Raw genomic sequence first — 15,373 nt, 5'->3', positions numbered from 1 at the left:
GGTTCCCCTGATTCACCTCAAAATGAATCCGGGTACTCCGCTCAAAGCTCAAGCGCTGTCTACGTGGCCCCCGTTACTCCCCCCCTCGTTTTGGTCTTCGGCCCGTTCGATCCCTCGGGATCCGACGGCTTGCCCGCGGATGCCGTCACCTGCGCCCGGCTGGGCTGCCATGGCCTGGCGGCCGTGACCGCGCTGACCGTGCAGGACACTGCCGGCATCGAAGAAATCCATCCCGTTTCGCCCGACCTGCTGGACGACCAGGCACGCTGCCTGCTGGAAGACATGTCCGTGCAGGCCATCAAGGTGGGCGGACTATACACCGCTGAAACTGCCAGCGTGGCAGCCCAAGTCGCCGCCGACTACAGCCAGGTGCCGCTGGTGCTGCACCTGGGCCAGCGCGCCCCGGTGCCCACCGATGCCGCCGACGAAGACGAGGCCGACGACCTCCTGGCCGCTACGCTTGAACTGGTGCTGCCGCAGACCGATCTGGTGATCATCGAGCATCTGCGCCTGGCGCAGTGGCACGCCGACGGCGACATCGATATCGGGGACGCACCTTCGCCCATGCACGCCCTGGTGGCGGCGGGCGCGCAATGGGTGCTGGTGCTGGGCAGCCCGCAGCGGCCCGGCCATTTTGCCAATGTGCTGCTGGGCCCCAACGGCCAAACCCACACCTGGCCGTGGCAGACGCCGCCCGACCGCAATGGCGATGCCGGCGGCCTGGCCGCCACCGCCATTACCGCCATGCTGGCGCGCGGGCTGGACATGCCCGAGGCCGTGCGCCAAGGCCTGGCGCACGCCGATGCGTCGGTCGCGGCCAGTTTCCTGCCGGGCATGGGCCGGCGCATTCCCAACCGGATCCAACCGCAATGAAACCCTTGCGCTTTCCTGCCGGCCTGTATGGCGTCACGCCTGAATGGGACGACACCGACCGCCTGCTGCAAGCCGTGCGCAAGGCCGCCGAGGGCGGGATGCGTTCCCTGCAATTGCGGCGCAAGAACGTGCCCGACGCGGTGCGCGCCGAACAGGCCCGCGCGTTGGCGCCGCTGTGCCGCGAGCTGGGCGTGGTGTTCCTGATCAATGACGACTGGCGCCTGGCGCTGGACGTGGGCGCCGACGGCGCGCACGTGGGCCGCGACGACGAAAGCCTGGCGCGCATCCGCGCCGAAGCCGGCCCCGACCTGATCCTGGGCGGTTCCAGCTACGACGACCTGACTCGCGCCCGCGAACTGCTGGACGCGGGCGCCGACTACATCGCCTTCGGCGCCATGTTCGCGTCCACCGTCAAACCCGACACCGTGCGCGCGCCGCTGTCGGTGCTGACCGAAGCCCGCCGCCTGGTCGACGAACGTGATGCGCCCCGCCCCGCCGTGGTGGCCATCGGCGGCATCACGCCCGACAACGCGCCGCTGGTGGCGCAAGCCGGCGCCGACGCCATCGCCGTCATCACCGCCCTTTTCGAAGCGCCCAGCATCCGCGCCGCCGCGGCGGCCTGCTCCGCGCCCTATTCCGTCAACCCTTTACGCAAGCCTTGAACGCCATGTCCCGTAACGAACAGCTTTTTGAACGCGCCTGCCTCAGCATCCCCGGCGGCGTCAATTCGCCCGTGCGCGCTTTCCGCTCCGTGGGCGGCACGCCGCGCTTCATCAAGCGCGCGCAAGGCCCGTACGTGTGGGACGCGGACGACAAGCAGTACATCGATTACGTGGGCTCGTGGGGCCCCGCCATCCTGGGCCATTCGCATCCCGACGTGGTGCGCGCGGTGCAGGAAGCCGCCGTCAACGGCCTGTCGTTCGGCGCGCCCACCGAAGCCGAAATCGAACTGGCCGAAGTGCTGATCTCGCGCCTGCCGTCACTGGAGCAGGTGCGCCTGGTCAGCTCCGGCACCGAAGCCACCATGACGGCAATCCGCCTGGCGCGTGGCGCCACCGGCCGCGCCAAGATCGTGAAGTTCGAAGGCTGCTACCACGGCCATTCCGACAGCCTGTTGGTCAAGGCGGGCTCGGGCCTGCTGACCTTCGGCAACCCCAGCTCGGCCGGCGTGCCGCCCGAATTCGTGTCGCACACGCTGACCCTGGAATACAACAATCTGGATGCGGTGCGCGAGGCCTTCGCCCAGCACGGCGCCGACATCGCCTGCATCATCGTCGAGCCCGTCGCCGGCAACATGAACCTGATCAAGCCCACGGCCGGCTTCCTGGAAGGCCTGCGCGAAGTCTGCACGCAGCACGGCGCGCTGCTGATTTTTGACGAAGTCATGACGGGTTTCCGCGTGGGTCCGCAAGGCGTGCAGGGGCTGACCGGCGTGAAGCCGGACATCACCACGCTGGCGAAAGTGATTGGTGGCGGCATGCCGGTGGGCGCGTTCGGTGGCAGCGTTGAAGTCATGAAGCACATCGCCCCGCTGGGTGGCGTGTACCAGGCGGGCACCTTGTCCGGCAACCCGGTGGCCGTGGCCGCCGGCCTGGCCACGCTGCGCCTGATTGCCGCGCCCGGCTTTTACGACAAGCTGTCGGCGCAAACCGCCAAGCTGGCCCAGGGCCTGCAAGAACGCGCGCGCGCCGCCGGCCTGGCTTTTTCGGCCGATTCGGTGGGCGGCATGTTCGGCATCTATTTCAGCAACACGGTGCCCACTTCGTTCGCCGAGGTCTCCAAGTGCGACACGGCGGCGTTCAATCGCTTCTTCCATGCCATGCTGGACCACGGCGTGCACTTCGCGCCGTCCGCGTTCGAAGCCGGCTTCGTGTCGGCCACGCACGACGACGCGGTGATCAAGTCCACACTGGACATCGCCGAAAAGGTCTTCGCCGCGATGTAAGCGGCTGGGGGTCCCTGCTGGGGGATCCCCTCAAAACCCCACCACCCAGAACGCCCTCCTCAGGGCGTCTTGTACTGTTCGTACAGGGCGGTCACGTCCCTGACATACGCCTGGGTTTCGGCATACGGCGGCACCGCATCGTATTTGCGCACCGCCCCCTCGCCCGCGTTGTACGCCGCCAGCGCCAGGTCCAGCCGGCCAGGGTATTGGTCGATCAGCCGACGTAAATGGCGCGAACCCGCCTTCACATTGGTCGCCGGGTCCACCAGCGCGCGTTCAATATCATCCACCGCCAGCACCGCCGCCGCCGTGGCCGGCATCAACTGCATCAACCCCAGCGCGCCCTTGGGCGAGCGCGCGTCGCTGCGAAAACCGGACTCGATCGCGATGACAGCCGTCAGCAAGGCCCGGTCCACGCCGGAATCCTTGGCGGCCCGCTCGATCAGGCTGTCATGCGCGGTGGGCAGCTTGATCTCACCCCAGCGTTGCGCCCGGGCCGTCGGCGCCAGCGTGGCCAGCCGCGCACCGTCGCCCTGCTTTGGTGCACATTCCAGACAGACCTTGGTGGTGGTGTTACGGCGCCAGGCCGTGCGCGCCTGCGCCCGCTTGTAATGCTTGGCATAGCCCGTGGGCACTTTCATGACCCGCCAGACGCCATAGGGGTCTTTGTAGCGGTAGACTTCGGCGGCCTGTGCGGGGCTTGCGGGCGCCAGCGCCAGCGCACCCGCCACAAGCGCCATCAACATCGCCAAGCCGCCGGTGCGCGCCAACAGGGCGCAAAAGAAGGCGGAGTACGTTGGCGGGTTACCTCGGTGTCGTGGGTCCATGGTTGGGGCTCCGGCGGCGTCCGAAGACGCGTTGGCGAGCCCCTATGCTGCGGCGATCAAATCGGTTTGTCGCTCGGTCCTACGTCCTAGTCCTGACCCCGCCCTGGCCGCCCCCGGAAAACTTCGAAAACATCGGGGACTTACCTAGGGCATACGGCGGACGACTAGGCTAATATGTCGCAATATTTCGTTTATTTACCAAATGATTGAACCTGGCCGCTCGTGCCAGGCTGGGAGAGGCAAAGATGGACGCAGAAAACACGTTGCAGCTGGTGCTGGACGCCAGCACCAACGTCCTGTCGGCAATTTACACGCCCCCGCCGCGCCCCGACCCCGACCCTGCGCCCCCGGCCCCTTCTCCCGCGGCCAGTGCAGCGGATGCGGACAACAGCGGCGACGATGCCCGGGAAGCCGACGCGGACAGCGATGGGGCAGCCCTCCTGGAGGAAGCCCTCCCTGAGGAAGCCCTGGCTGGGGCAGCCCCCATCATCAACACCGACATTCCCAGTTGGGAAACGCTGACTACCGCCGCTGTCGCCCAAGGCTGGAGCGCCGAGGCGCTGGACAACCACGCCGTGCTGGCCTTCATCGACCGTTGCCGCAGCACCGCCGAACCGATTCAGTTTCCGGTCGGCCAGGTGATGGATGGCTCGTTCGAGCTGGAGCTCGACCCCGACCGCATGACCGCGCTGCTGACGCTGCACCCGCCCCGGGGCGGGCAACCCGTCACCCTGGACACGCTGCGCCAGGCCGTAGCCGACCGAGGCATTGTGCATGGCGTGCAGGAACAGGCACTGGCCGAGGCCGTGGAAAAGGGCAGCGGCGACAACGTCGTCATTGCCCAAGGCACGCCGCCCACCCGCGGCACCCCCACCCGTTTCGAAAGCCTGCTGGACCGCCTCAAGCCGCGCGCGCAGGAAATCGACGAACTGGCCCAGGTGGACTACCGCGACCTGGGCAGCCTGCTGCTGGTGTCGCCGGGCACGCCCCTGATGCGCCGGTACCCGCCCCTGCCCGGCGTGGACGGCGTCAACGTGCTGGGCGAACCGGTGATGCCGGAAGAACTGCCCGACACGCCCTTCTCCAAGGACGTAAGCGGCGTCGCCGTGGACCCCGAAGACCCGCTACTGCTGCGCGCCACCATCGCCGGCACGCCCACGCTGGTCAGCCACGGCGTGCAGGTGAACCCGATGGTCGAGGTAGATGCCGTCAACCTGTCCACCGGCAACATCACCTTTGAAGGCTCGCTGCAGGTGCGCGGCGACATCGCCGCCACCATGGAAGTGCGCGTGACGGGCGACGTGGTGGTCAACGGCACCATCGAGGCGGCGCTGGTGGAAGCCGGCGGCAGCGTCACGGTCAAAGGCGGCATCATCGGCATGGCCGAAGCCTTGCAAGACCCCGCCGCCACCGCGCGCACCGCTCACATCGTCTGTGGCGGCATGCTGCGCGCCAAGTTCATTGAAAACGCCATCATCAGCGCCGGGCAGGACGTGGACGTTGAACGCGAGATCCGCCAGAGCAGCATTGCGGCGGGCGGCAGCGTCAACGTCGGCCCGCCCAACACGCAACAAAGCGCCATCACGGGCGGCCAGATCCGCGCGCTGAACGCCGTGCGCGCCGGCACCATCGGGTCTCCCTCGGGCATACCCACGCTGGTGCAGGCCGGTCTGGATCCGCATGCCGACATCAAGCGCTCGGCATTGACACGCAAGCGCCTGAAGATGAACGAGGAAAAGGCCAAGCTGGAGCAACTGCTGATGTTCCTGCAGGCCAACCCGCAGCGCGCGCCTGGCGACGTAGTGGAACGCGCCCGCAATACCCATATGAAGCTGGGCAGCGACTTGCTGGCGCTGGACGAAGAAGAAGCCCAATTGGTGCGCGACCTGCAACCACTGCACACCGCCACCATCGCCGCCACGCGGCGCTTTTGCAGCGGCGTGAAGATTCAACTCGGCAACAAGATGCAGGAATTCCTGGAAGACCAGATCGGCGGCAAGGCCGGGCTGGAAGAAGGCGAGATCGTCATTCGCTGAGGCCGCGCCCTGCCCTCGCGGGCGGGCGCGCGGGGAATCAAGGCGCCAGTTCCTTGAACCAGACGCGCGGCGAAATGCCGCGGTCTGGCCCCAGGATGGAAAAGCCGCCGTCCACGGGGATGTCCACCCCCGTCATCCAGGACGCCGCATCCGAACACGCAAAGCACACGGCGGCGGCGATTTCTTCGCCCGACCCCACCCGCCCCAGCGGATGAAAGTGCGCCCCCACGGCATCCGCCGCCTGGCGCGAGCCGCCTGACAACTGTTCCACCGACGGCGACCAGGTCCACGCCGGCGACACCGCCAACACGCGCACGCCAGCCGGCGCCAGTTCCACGGCGAAATTCTTGGTGATCTGCAACATGGCCGCCTTGGACGCCGGATACAGCGCGCGCCCCGCCGCGCCGAACTTGCCGCCGGTGCTGCCCATGTTGACCACCACCCCGCCGCGCGGCAGATGCGGCGCGGCCAACTGCGTGAAGATGGCGGCCGACACCAGGTTCGTGTCCAGCGTGGCGTGCCATTCTTCGCGGGTGGAGGCCAACCCCCTGTCGGCATACTGACACGCGTTGTTCACCAGGATGTCCAGGCGGCCAAAGCGCGCCAGCGTGGCGTCAATGCAGCGTTGGATCTGCGCGTCGCTGCCGATGTCGGTTTCGCAATAGAGCGCGCGTCCGTCAAGTTCCTGTTCCAGCGCCTGGCCCGCTTGCGCGTTGCGCCCCACCAGCACCACACGAGCGCCGGCGGCGGCCAGGCCACGCGCGATGTCGGCGCCCAGGCCCTGCGTGCTGCCGGTGATGATGGCGGTCTTGCCGGCCAAGCCGGGAAAGCCTGAAAAATCCATGAGTGATCCTTGATCAATGCGGCGCGGCGGCCCAGCGCACCGCTTGCGCCACCGAGCCGGTTTGCGCAATCAGGCGCATGCTGGCCAGCGAGGCCTCGTGCACCGCCGGGTCGGCGGAGGCGCAGGCGTCTTCGGCCACCATCACGTCAAACCCGATGTCGGCGGCGTGGCGCACCGTGCCTTCCACCACGGAATGCGTGGCCACGCCCGCCACCACCAAGCGGCGCGCACCAATCACCCGCAGCGTTTCTTCCAGCGGCGTGCCGTAGAACGCGCTGATGCGCGTGTGCTTCACGATGAACTCGCGCGGGCTCCCGGCCAAGGGCTGCAAGCCGTCGTAGAACTCGCTGCCCCACTGCCCTTCCGGCACCGCGCCAATCGCGGCCACGTTGCGAAAGATGGCGCAGTTGGGCAGCAGGTCGGCGTAGTCTGGGCGGAAGGCGATGCGCACATGCACGATGGGCATCGCCTGCGCACGCGCCCCATCCAGCAAGGCGGCGGCGCTGTCCAGCAGGCGCTGGCGCGCGCCGTGGTCGGCGTCCAGCCCGACGCGGATCTTGCCGTCGGGATGCAGCACGTCGTTCTGATAGTGCAGCGCCAGCACCGCGGTGTCCGCCGTCATCAGACAAACACCTCGAACACGTCATGCACGTCATCGCAATTGACCAGATCCACGCGCTTCATGCGGATGCGCCAGCCATCCCCGTCGGCCGCCAGCTTGTGCGTGTAGCGGCCGGCCAGTTGGCGGGGCTGGCGCTTGCGCCATTCGGTCATCTGGAACGCGGAATGCACCACCAGGTTGCCGCCCGCGTCCACGCCTTCCACCTGCACGCCGCCCACCAGGCGCACGCTGCGCGTGGGCGGCTGCTGCGACCAATTGCGCGGGTGTTCCAGGCGGCGGATGCGCACGTCGCGCAACATGCGGTCTTCCCAGAACAGCGAAATATGGTCATACGGACTTTGCTGGCCGTGCACGCGCGGCATCCAGTACATGCCGTCTTGCGTCCACAGCGCCTGCCAGTCGTCGTAGCGCCGCTCGTCCAGCAGCCGCGCCTCGCGGTACAGAAACTGCGCGATGCGGTGATAGGCGTCGGCGGGCACCTCGGCGGGTGCCAGGTCGGCCGTGCCGACATCGAAATCCAGGTCTAGCAGCATGCGCCTTCTCCCGTGGCGGGCGCGTTCGACGCGGCGCCGGCTTCCATATAGGTCTTCCATGCGTGGAACTGGTTGCGCATGGGCAGTTCGCTGGTGCCGTTGACGGACACCATGCCGTCCGCGTCGCTGCGGTCGCTGCCGTGGTAGCGGTGCATGCTGACCCATTCCCCGCCGCGCGTGGCGTTGCCTTCCTGGCAGCGGTTGTAGAGTTCAATGTCGTCAGGCATGACGTTGGACGACGGCGAGTTGATGACGTTGGCGTACAGCATCGCGCGCTTGAACACACCGTCGGGCGCGCCCTTGCAGCGGAAGGTCTGGATCTCGATCAGCGTGCGATCCACGGCAATCGGGCGGATCACGCGGAACTGCTGAAACACCGTATGCGGCGAACCGCTGCCGTAGATGACCGTGTTGTGGCGGTTCATGCCCAGGATTTCGCGGGCGCGTTCCTCGCCATAGGCGGCGGTCAACGTTTCAAAATGCGCGCGCGAGACGGGGTCGCGTTCGGCGGCGCCCGGGTTGAAGATGCCTTCCATATAGCCATGGCCGTTTTCGTAGGCACGCAGCTCCAGCTTTTCCCAGAACTCGTAGGGCTCGCCGTTGCCGTCCATGATGTGCAGCTCAAGCGGCATTTCGCCCATTTCCTTGGCTTCGTCGCGCGCGGCGGCATAGGACGATTCATGCGTGACGCGGGCGTGCATGGTGTCGTGCAGGTTTTCGTAGAACACCTTCCAGTTCGACCGTTGCATCACGCGGAAGATGCCGCCGGCCACTTCCACCTCGCCTACCGGCGAGCGGTCGCACAGGTTGTCGATGGACGAGCGCACGCCGCCCAGGAAGTCGGCCAGCGCCGGGCCTTCCTTGGCCTGGCTGGCGAACACGAAACCGCGATAGCTTTCCACGCGCGCCAGGCGGCGCATCGAAAACGTGGGGTCGGTGGGGTCGTAGGACGTGCCTTCCAGCCCTTGCTTGAGCGGCACGCCCAAATGGCTGCCGTCCAGCTTGAAGGTCCAGGCGTGGTAGGGGCAGCGGAAGAACTTGCCCACGCAGCCTTCGCCGTCCGCCACCACCTTGGCGCCCTTGTGCGGGCAGCGGTTGTACAGCACGTGCACGCGGCCATCGGACGCGCGCACCATCAGCACGTCCTGGTCGCCCACGCGGGTGGTGTGATAGTCGCCCGTCTTGGGCACTTGGCTTTCATGGCCCACGTAGATCCAGGCGCGGCCATAGATGCGCTGCATTTCCAGGTCGAAGATGGCCGGATCGGTGTAAACGCCGCGGTGCACGCTGTCGCCGCGCACCATCGCGGACAGTTGTTCGTCGGTGTAAGACATGGGGTGCTCCTACTTGTTCTCGCTGTCTTTCCAGCGCGCCATCAAGGTGTTCGACGGCAGGGTCTCGTCCAGCAGCTTGGCGGCGGTTTCGCGGCCCGCCACCGGCAACCCGGCAGGGTCCAGCAAGCCCACCTGCACCAGCACGCTGGCCTGATCCCAGTAGATATGCTCGTGGTAGAGCTTGTCGCCCCGGAACTTCACGACGGCGATCAGCGGAATTTCCACGGTACGGCCCGTGGGCGCCACGCCGGGCAGCATCCAGTCGATCTCGGTGGTGTGCGTGAAGCAGAACAGCAGTTCGTCCACGATCTGCGTGGCGCCCACCGTGCGAGACAGCGGAATCAAGCGCGTGTCGGGCGGGTTGCCGTTGACGAAATGGTGCTGGTAGAAGCGCGACAGTTCCTTGTGGCCCACGCCGCCCGTCATGGTGGGGATGTGGTTCACATAGGGTTCGGCCACCATCGTGGCCATGGTGGCGGCCACGTCGCGCGTGCCAAATTCGTATTCGCAGTGCTTGTCCCACAAGTACGAATAATCGAACTCGGGGCCGATGGCGCGTTGCAGCGCGGCCATGCTGCGCTGGTGCGCCATCAGTGCCGACGGCTTGTCGTAGTGCTCGCCGCCCGTTCGGGCGAACGCATGGTCCATGCCGGGGTACACGTACAGTTCCACGCCGGGCTTGCCGCTCAGCGCATCCAGGATGCGCTGGCGCGCGGCGGGCGGACAGAAGCCGTCCTGTTCGGCTATGTGCAGCACCAGGCGGCCGCGCAAGTTGGCCGCTTCGTCCAGGCTGTCTTCGATGCCCACGCCGTAATAGCCCACGGCCACGTCCACATCGGTACGGCAGGCGGCCAGATAGGCCAGCTTGCCGCCCAGGCAGTAGCCCAGCACACCCACACCGCCCTGTTGCTCGGGCAGTTCGCGCAGCAAGGCGATGGTAGACGCGATGTCTTTCAAGCCCTGCTCAACATCAAAGCCCTTGTAAAGCTCGAACGCGCGCGGCATGTCGGCCGGACCGTCGGTCAGTTGAATGCCGGGCTGCTGGCGCCAGAACAGGTCGGGCACCAGCACCACGTAGCCCTCTTCGGCCAGCAACTGCGCGGCACGGCGCATGAAGTCGTTCACGCCGAAAATTTCCTGGCAAAGCACCAGCCCGGGGCCATGGCCCGAGGCGGGCACGGCCAGGTAGGCGCTGAATGTCTTGCCATCGTGCGAGGGAACAGTCACCTCGCGCGTCGTGATGTGTTGGGTCATTCGGTTCTCCTGTGTTGCTTGATGCCTGCTGCAAGACGCCCGCTGCGCGTGGCCCGCCGCCTACTTCATCTGGCAGGTGGCGGCAAACGGGTCCTGGTACTGGGTCAGCACCGTGCCCGACAGCTTGTTGGCCAGCTTGCCGTCCGCGCCCGCTTCCACGACGCGCAGGTAGTAGTTCTGGATGGGGTATTGGTTGCGGTTGAACTTGAAGTCACCCCGCACCGATTTGAAATCCGCGCGCCGCAGCGCCGGGCGCAGCGCGTCAGCATCAAGCTTGCCGCCCGTCTGCCGCACCGCGCTGTCCAGCAGCATGGCGGCGTCATAGCCTTGCGAGGCGTACAGCGTGGGCGTGCGCTTGTAGGTCTTCTTGAAGTCTTCAACAAACTTGCGGTTGGCGGGGTTGTCCAGGTCAGCCGCCCATTGCGAGGTGTTGCGCATGCCGGCAATCGGCGCGCCGACGGCGGCGATGGTGTCCTCGTCGCCCGAGAAGCCCGGCGCCAACAGCGCGATGTCCTTGGACAGGCCCGCGCCATTGAACTGTTTGATGAAGTTCACGCCCATGCCGCCTGGCAGGAAGAAGAAGACCGCATCCGGCTTGCTGGCGCGCAGGCGCGAGATTTCAACGCCGTAGTCCAACTGGCCGAGCTGGGTGTAGATCTCTTCAGACAAGCCGCCCTTGTACAGACGTTTGAAACCCTTTAGCGATTCGCGGCCGCCCGGGTAGTCGGGCGCAATCAGCGCCACGCTCTTGTAGCCCTGGTCCGTGGCGTACTTGCCCATGGCGGCGGGAATGTCTTCGTTCTGCCAGGCCACCGCGAAGAAGTTCGGGTTGCAGCCCGCGCCCGCGTAGTTTTCGGGGCCGGTATTGGTGCTGAGGTAAATGGTGTCAGACTGCAAAATGGCTGGCATCACGGGCAGCAGCACGTTGGAAAACACGATGCCCGTCATGACGTCGACGCGGTCACGCTTGAGCAGCCTTTCCACCGCCTGGCGGCCCGTGTCCGCTTTTTGCTGGTCGTCGGCCACCACGACTTCGGCGGGCAGCCCGCCCAGCTTGCCGCCCGTATGCTGCAGCGCCAGATTGAAGCCGTCGCGGATCTCGTTGCCCAGCGCGGACCCCGGTCCGGACAAGGTTGTCAGCATGCCTACCTTGATCTTGTCAGCCGCCGAGGCGCTGGCCACGGCAGAGATACAGACCAGCGCCGCCAGCGCGCGCCGGCTCCAGAGATGTCGATTCATGGGCCACCTTCGATTCTGCCGCCAGCCGCGCTGGCGGAAAGCTGACAGATCCCGTCTGCCGTCGGTACACGCATGCCGCCGATCAAAGTCGCCAAGCTTACGCGCCGTGACGACGCCCTCCAATAGCAAAGGGCCTGCTGGCTAGCGTATGCCGCGCAGGCGCGCCGCTCTATCCGAATACGCGCAGTCTTATCCGGGATTCACTTAATTCCAAAGCCTGGACAGTTAATTTATTCTGGGCTGCTGATACGGGAGCGTTCCCGTCCCGGAGGCACCCATGCACGGCTGGTCCCGACTCGAACTGGCGCCGCTTTTCAAGCGGCGCGTGTTCAGCTCCACCCAACAGGACGAAACACGCACCCGCGTGTCGGAAGCGCTGAAAGAACACCGGCTGACCTGGAAGGCGGGCCGCGTGGACGCCGAATTGAACCGGGGCCGGTTCGGCTCGCTAACGGTCTGTACCTTGCGCTACGGCGCCGAAGTGCATATCGAACCCGACCGCCTGCAGGACTTCATGCTGGTGCAAGTGCCGCTGCGGGGCCGCGCGCGCATCGAGTGCGGTGACGATTACGTGGACGCCCACCCCGATTGCGCCGCCGTCATCGCGCCCAACCGCCCGCTGCGGCTGCACTGGGAAGCCGGCTGCGAACAACTGCTGCTGAAGATTCCGCGCGGCAAGCTCGAAGCCATGGGCCGCCGCGCCTTTGGCGACGCCGCCACCCTGGCGCTGGACTTCAGCCCCGCCCTGCGGCTGGACAACCCGGTGGGCGCGGCCTGGCGCAGCATGGTCACCAGCATGATCCACCTGCTGCCCACGCTGGACGACGGCGCGCGGCGCCCGCCCGCCGCGTGGCTGGAACACCTGGAAGACACGCTGGTGCTGCACCTGCTGTACAACCAGCCCAATAGCTGGCAAGCGCAGGCGGGGCAAGCCCAAGACCTGCCGCGCCGCCTGACGCTGGCGGAATCCTATATGCGCGAGCACCTGGCGGCCCCGCTGACGTTGACGGACATCGCCCGCCACGCCGGCGCCAGCGCCACCGCGCTGACCCGTTTGTTCCAGGAACACCGCGACACCACGCCCATGATGGCGCTGCGGTCGCTGCGCCTGGACACGGCCAGGCAGAAGCTGCGGGCGAACGCCCACGCCAGCGTGACCGAAGTCGCGCTGGGCGTGGGGTTTGGACATCTGGGAAGGTTCTCGGAGTACTACCGGGAACGGTTTGGAGAACTGCCGCGCGAGACGCGGCGTGGGCAAGGGTAAACGGCGCCCCGCCGCGATCAGGCCGCCGGCACCACCGCCGTCACTTCGATTTCCACCTTGGCGCGGTCCTCGACCAGGTCAGCCACTTCCACCGCCGTCATCGCCGGGAAGTGCCGGCCGATGAATTCGCGGTAGTGCTTGCCGATGGCCGGATACGCGGCCACATAGGCGTCCTTGTCGGTGACGTACCAGGTCATCCGCACAATGTGTTCGGGCTTGGCGCCGCCTTCGGCCAGGATGGCGACAATGTTCGACAGCGTCTGGCGGACCTGGTCCGCCAGGTCATCCGATTCGAATTGCTGCTGTCCATTCCACCCCACCTGCCCGCCCACGAACACGAGCTTGCTGCCCACCGTCATTTCGGTAAGCACACCATTCGAATAGCCCCGGGGCGCCATCCAATCCGGCGGTTGCAGAATCTTCATAACGTCTCATCCTATTTATAAAAAACAAACGACAGGGTGGTCTCGCGGCCTTACGCCGCGGGAACCAGATAAGCCTGCATGCGTTCCCGCAGGTCGGCAGGCATGGGCATGGACTTCATCGTCCGTAAATCCACGGTCACGATCGTCAGCGTGGCCGACAAGCGCAACTGTCCGTCCGGGCCTTCGAAGCGCACCAGCGCCTTGAACGATGCGCCGCCAATGCGCTGTACCTCAAGCGTCTGGCGCAAGCGTTCATGCCAGCGGCTGGGCGCGCTGAAATCGCAGGTGACCGAGGCCATCGGTGTACCGATATGCCGATCAACATGCAGCGCATGAAACGGCAGGCCCATGCCTTTGTCGAACCATTCCTCGACAAAGTCATTGATCATCTCGAAATAGCGCGGATAGAAGACAATGCCCGCCGGGTCGCAATGACGGAAGCGGACTTCTACCTGGCTGGTGAAAGCTGCGGACATGATGATTTCCTGATTACTTATCTGAACATCCGATTCAAGCCATCTGGCGCAGCGCAAAGCGTTGCAGCTTGCCGGTTTCGGTACGGGGCAGCGTGGCCACGAATTCGATGGCGCGCGGATATTTGTACGGGGCGATGCTGGCCTTCACGAACGCCTGCATGTCTGCCACCAGCGCGTCGCTGGGCGCAAAGCCCGGCTTGAGCACCACGAAGGCCTTGACCAGTTGGCCGCGTTCCTCGTCCTGCGCGCCGACCACACCGCATTCCGCCACCGCTTCGTGGCGCAGCAGCGCGTCTTCCACTTCGGGGCCGGCGATGTTGTAGCCCGCCGAGACGATCATGTCGTCATTGCGCGCCTGGTAGTACAGATAGCCGTCGTCGTCCTGCATGAAGGTGTCGCCCGGCAAGTTCCAGCCCTGCTGCACGAAGCGGCGCTGGCGGTCATCCGCCAGATAGCGGCAGCCCGTGGGGCCCTTGATGGCCAACCGGCCCACCGTGCCGTTGGGCACGGGCTGCATGTCGTCGTCCACCACCTGCGCCACATAGCCGGGCACCACCTTGCCAATGGCGCCGCGCTTGACGGCTTCGGGCGGGCTGGACACAAACACGTGGATCATTTCGGTGCCGCCGATGCCGTCGATCATCTCGATGCCGCTGGCCTCTTTCCACAACTGGCGCGTGGCGTCCGGCAGCGCTTCGCCGGCCGACACGCTTTTCTTCAGCGAAGACAGATCAAACTTGCCGACCAGCGCGGCCATCTGGCGATAGAACGTCGGCGCGGTAAAGACGATGGTGGCGCGGAAGTCCTGGATCAGTTCAAGCAGGCTTTCCGGCGACAGCTTTTCGGCCAGCACGGTGCTGGCGCCCACGCGCAACGGAAAGCACAGCAGGCCGCCCAGGCCAAACGTGAAGGCCAGCGGCGGCGTGCCGCAGAAGATGTCGTCGGGACCCGGCTTGATCACATGCTTGGGGAACAGGTCGCACATCGCCAGCACGTCGCGATGAAAGTGCATGCAGCCCTTGGGCGAACCCGTGGTGCCGCTGGTGAAGGCGATCAGGCAGACGTCGTCGGCGGCCGTGTCGCAAGCCGTGAAATCGTCGGGCTTGGCCGCGGCCAACGCATCCAGCGCATCGGGCGCGGCGTCGTTGAAAACCATGACCTTGGTCAGTTGCGGGCAATGATGCTCGTGGCCAGGTTCAACGCAGAACCCGGCTTCTTCCTTCAGGCGCGCATCGCACAGCACCGCCTGGATCTGGGCCTTCTCGATGATCTGCTTGAGTTCCTTGGCGCGCAGCAGCGGCATCGTGGGCACCGTCACCAGGCCCGCCTTGATTGCGGCCAGCCAGGACGCCGCCATCATCGGGTTGTTCGGGCCGCGCAGCAGCAGGCGGTTGCCGGGCACCAGGCCCATGTCTTCGGTCAGCACGCGCGCAATGCGGTTGGTCAGCGAGGCCAGTTCGCGATAGGTCATCGTGGCCTGCTTCTCGCCATCGCGCCAGCGCAGCGCCACGCGGTCGGCGAAGCCGCGTTCAGCCATGGCATCCACCAGTTCAACGGCGCAGTTGAAGCGCTTGGGGTAGGCCACGTCGGGGCCATCAAGCAAGAATTCAGGCCATTGATCGCCCGGGGGTAGATTGTCCCGGGCGAAGGTGTCGGTGTGGGCGGATACTTCCATGAAATTCCCCTTGCTTGTGCGTTGTG

15 protein-coding genes are annotated in these 15,373 nt (G+C 66.2%); 5 read left to right on the top strand and 10 right to left on the bottom strand.

From position 1 onward, the window contains the following. The first annotated feature begins 63 nt into the window (after positions 1–63). From ELS24_RS03195 to hemL, 3 genes are read left to right on the top strand one after another with little or no spacing between them, the layout of a single operon-like run. Positions 64–873 carry a hydroxymethylpyrimidine/phosphomethylpyrimidine kinase gene (locus ELS24_RS03195; RefSeq protein ID WP_127183384.1) on the top strand — a complete coding sequence of 270 codons (810 nt, stop codon included), beginning with the start codon at positions 64–66 and terminating at the stop codon, positions 871–873. Continuing rightward, the gene (thiE, locus tag ELS24_RS03190; RefSeq protein WP_050447073.1) at positions 870–1,535 is read left to right on the top strand and encodes a thiamine phosphate synthase; all 666 of its coding nucleotides are present in this window, start codon (positions 870–872) and stop codon (positions 1,533–1,535) included. Before ELS24_RS03195 ends, thiE begins: the two co-directional genes overlap by 4 nt. A 5-nt stretch (positions 1,536–1,540) precedes the next feature. Further along, a complete protein-coding gene (gene hemL / locus ELS24_RS03185; RefSeq protein ID WP_050447072.1) occupies positions 1,541–2,818 on the top strand; it encodes a glutamate-1-semialdehyde 2,1-aminomutase in 1,278 nt (425 codons plus the stop codon). A gap of 59 nt (positions 2,819–2,877) precedes the next feature. Here the strand turns inward: hemL and ELS24_RS03180 are convergent, their stop codons facing one another. After that, positions 2,878–3,645, bottom strand: coding sequence for a lytic transglycosylase domain-containing protein (locus ELS24_RS03180; protein ID WP_127183383.1), 768 nt, complete (start codon positions 3,643–3,645; stop codon positions 2,878–2,880). A 245-nt stretch (positions 3,646–3,890) separates the two neighbouring features. Between ELS24_RS03180 and ELS24_RS03175 the strand changes: the two genes are divergently transcribed. Further along, positions 3,891–5,681 carry a DUF342 domain-containing protein gene (locus tag ELS24_RS03175; RefSeq protein ID WP_127183382.1) on the top strand — a complete coding sequence of 597 codons (1,791 nt, stop codon included), beginning with the start codon at positions 3,891–3,893 and terminating at the stop codon, positions 5,679–5,681. Between the two features lie 37 nt (positions 5,682–5,718). On the opposite strand, the gene ELS24_RS03170 is transcribed toward ELS24_RS03175, so the two are convergent. From ELS24_RS03170 to ELS24_RS03145, 6 genes are read right to left on the bottom strand one after another with little or no spacing between them, the layout of a single operon-like run. Beyond that, entirely contained in the window at positions 5,719–6,525 is an 807-nt protein-coding gene (locus ELS24_RS03170) for an SDR family oxidoreductase (protein WP_127183381.1), read from the bottom strand. Positions 6,526–6,538: 13 nt separating this feature from the next. Further along, on the bottom strand, positions 6,539–7,147 hold the full coding sequence (locus ELS24_RS03165) for a cysteine hydrolase family protein (protein ID WP_127183380.1): 609 nt from the start codon (positions 7,145–7,147) through the stop codon (positions 6,539–6,541). Beyond that, positions 7,147–7,680 (bottom strand): aromatic-ring-hydroxylating dioxygenase subunit beta, encoded by a 534-nt coding sequence (locus ELS24_RS03160; RefSeq protein ID WP_127183379.1) that lies wholly within the window; start codon positions 7,678–7,680, stop codon positions 7,147–7,149. Before ELS24_RS03160 ends, ELS24_RS03165 begins: the two co-directional genes overlap by 1 nt. Further along, positions 7,671–9,014 (bottom strand): aromatic ring-hydroxylating dioxygenase subunit alpha, encoded by a 1,344-nt coding sequence (locus tag ELS24_RS03155; protein ID WP_127183378.1) that lies wholly within the window; start codon positions 9,012–9,014, stop codon positions 7,671–7,673. Before ELS24_RS03155 ends, ELS24_RS03160 begins: the two co-directional genes overlap by 10 nt. A gap of 9 nt (positions 9,015–9,023) precedes the next feature. Next, complete coding sequence (locus ELS24_RS03150) at positions 9,024–10,268, bottom strand: dienelactone hydrolase family protein (RefSeq protein ID WP_127183377.1); 1,245 nt, start codon at positions 10,266–10,268, stop codon at positions 9,024–9,026. A gap of 60 nt (positions 10,269–10,328) precedes the next feature. Next, the gene (locus ELS24_RS03145) at positions 10,329–11,507 is read right to left on the bottom strand and encodes an ABC transporter substrate-binding protein (protein ID WP_050447063.1); all 1,179 of its coding nucleotides are present in this window, start codon (positions 11,505–11,507) and stop codon (positions 10,329–10,331) included. Between the two features lie 277 nt (positions 11,508–11,784). Here ELS24_RS03145 and ELS24_RS03140 point away from each other — a divergent pair, with 277 nt between their 5' ends. Then, positions 11,785–12,771 (top strand): AraC family transcriptional regulator, encoded by a 987-nt coding sequence (locus ELS24_RS03140; RefSeq protein WP_127183376.1) that lies wholly within the window; start codon positions 11,785–11,787, stop codon positions 12,769–12,771. Positions 12,772–12,788: 17 nt separating this feature from the next. On the opposite strand, the gene ELS24_RS03135 is transcribed toward ELS24_RS03140, so the two are convergent. The 3 genes from ELS24_RS03135 to ELS24_RS03125 are packed head-to-tail and all read right to left on the bottom strand — an operon-like array spanning position 12,789 to position 15,347. Then, complete coding sequence (locus ELS24_RS03135) at positions 12,789–13,196, bottom strand: RidA family protein (RefSeq protein ID WP_050447060.1); 408 nt, start codon at positions 13,194–13,196, stop codon at positions 12,789–12,791. A 50-nt stretch (positions 13,197–13,246) separates the two neighbouring features. Beyond that, positions 13,247–13,672 carry an acyl-CoA thioesterase gene (locus ELS24_RS03130; protein WP_050447059.1) on the bottom strand — a complete coding sequence of 142 codons (426 nt, stop codon included), beginning with the start codon at positions 13,670–13,672 and terminating at the stop codon, positions 13,247–13,249. A gap of 34 nt (positions 13,673–13,706) precedes the next feature. Next, complete coding sequence (locus ELS24_RS03125; protein ID WP_127183375.1) at positions 13,707–15,347, bottom strand: AMP-binding protein; 1,641 nt, start codon at positions 15,345–15,347, stop codon at positions 13,707–13,709. Positions 15,348–15,373: the final 26 nt, after the last annotated feature.

This window comes from Achromobacter spanius (assembly GCF_003994415.1).
Lineage (GTDB): Bacteria > Pseudomonadota > Gammaproteobacteria > Burkholderiales > Burkholderiaceae_B > Achromobacter > Achromobacter spanius_C.
This window is presented reverse-complemented; position numbering and strand designations above follow the sequence as displayed.

Coding starts and splice junctions, on each gene's coding strand:
- ELS24_RS03165 (WP_127183380.1), bottom strand. CDS start 7,147: ATGACGGCGGACACCGCGGTGCTGGCGCTGCACTATCAGAACGACGTG.
- hemL (WP_050447072.1), top strand. CDS start 1,541: ATGTCCCGTAACGAACAGCTTTTTGAACGCGCCTGCCTCAGCATCCCC.
- ELS24_RS03150 (WP_127183377.1), bottom strand. CDS start 10,268: ATGACCCAACACATCACGACGCGCGAGGTGACTGTTCCCTCGCACGAT.
- ELS24_RS03125 (WP_127183375.1), bottom strand. CDS start 15,347: ATGGAAGTATCCGCCCACACCGACACCTTCGCCCGGGACAATCTACCC.
- ELS24_RS03160 (WP_127183379.1), bottom strand. CDS start 7,680: ATGCTGCTAGACCTGGATTTCGATGTCGGCACGGCCGACCTGGCACCC.
- ELS24_RS03155 (WP_127183378.1), bottom strand. CDS start 9,014: ATGTCTTACACCGACGAACAACTGTCCGCGATGGTGCGCGGCGACAGC.
- ELS24_RS03180 (WP_127183383.1), bottom strand. CDS start 3,645: ATGGACCCACGACACCGAGGTAACCCGCCAACGTACTCCGCCTTCTTT.
- thiE (WP_050447073.1), top strand. CDS start 870: ATGAAACCCTTGCGCTTTCCTGCCGGCCTGTATGGCGTCACGCCTGAA.
- ELS24_RS03170 (WP_127183381.1), bottom strand. CDS start 6,525: ATGGATTTTTCAGGCTTTCCCGGCTTGGCCGGCAAGACCGCCATCATC.
- ELS24_RS03140 (WP_127183376.1), top strand. CDS start 11,785: ATGCACGGCTGGTCCCGACTCGAACTGGCGCCGCTTTTCAAGCGGCGC.
- ELS24_RS03145 (WP_050447063.1), bottom strand. CDS start 11,507: ATGAATCGACATCTCTGGAGCCGGCGCGCGCTGGCGGCGCTGGTCTGT.
- ELS24_RS03175 (WP_127183382.1), top strand. CDS start 3,891: ATGGACGCAGAAAACACGTTGCAGCTGGTGCTGGACGCCAGCACCAAC.
- ELS24_RS03130 (WP_050447059.1), bottom strand. CDS start 13,672: ATGTCCGCAGCTTTCACCAGCCAGGTAGAAGTCCGCTTCCGTCATTGC.
- ELS24_RS03135 (WP_050447060.1), bottom strand. CDS start 13,196: ATGAAGATTCTGCAACCGCCGGATTGGATGGCGCCCCGGGGCTATTCG.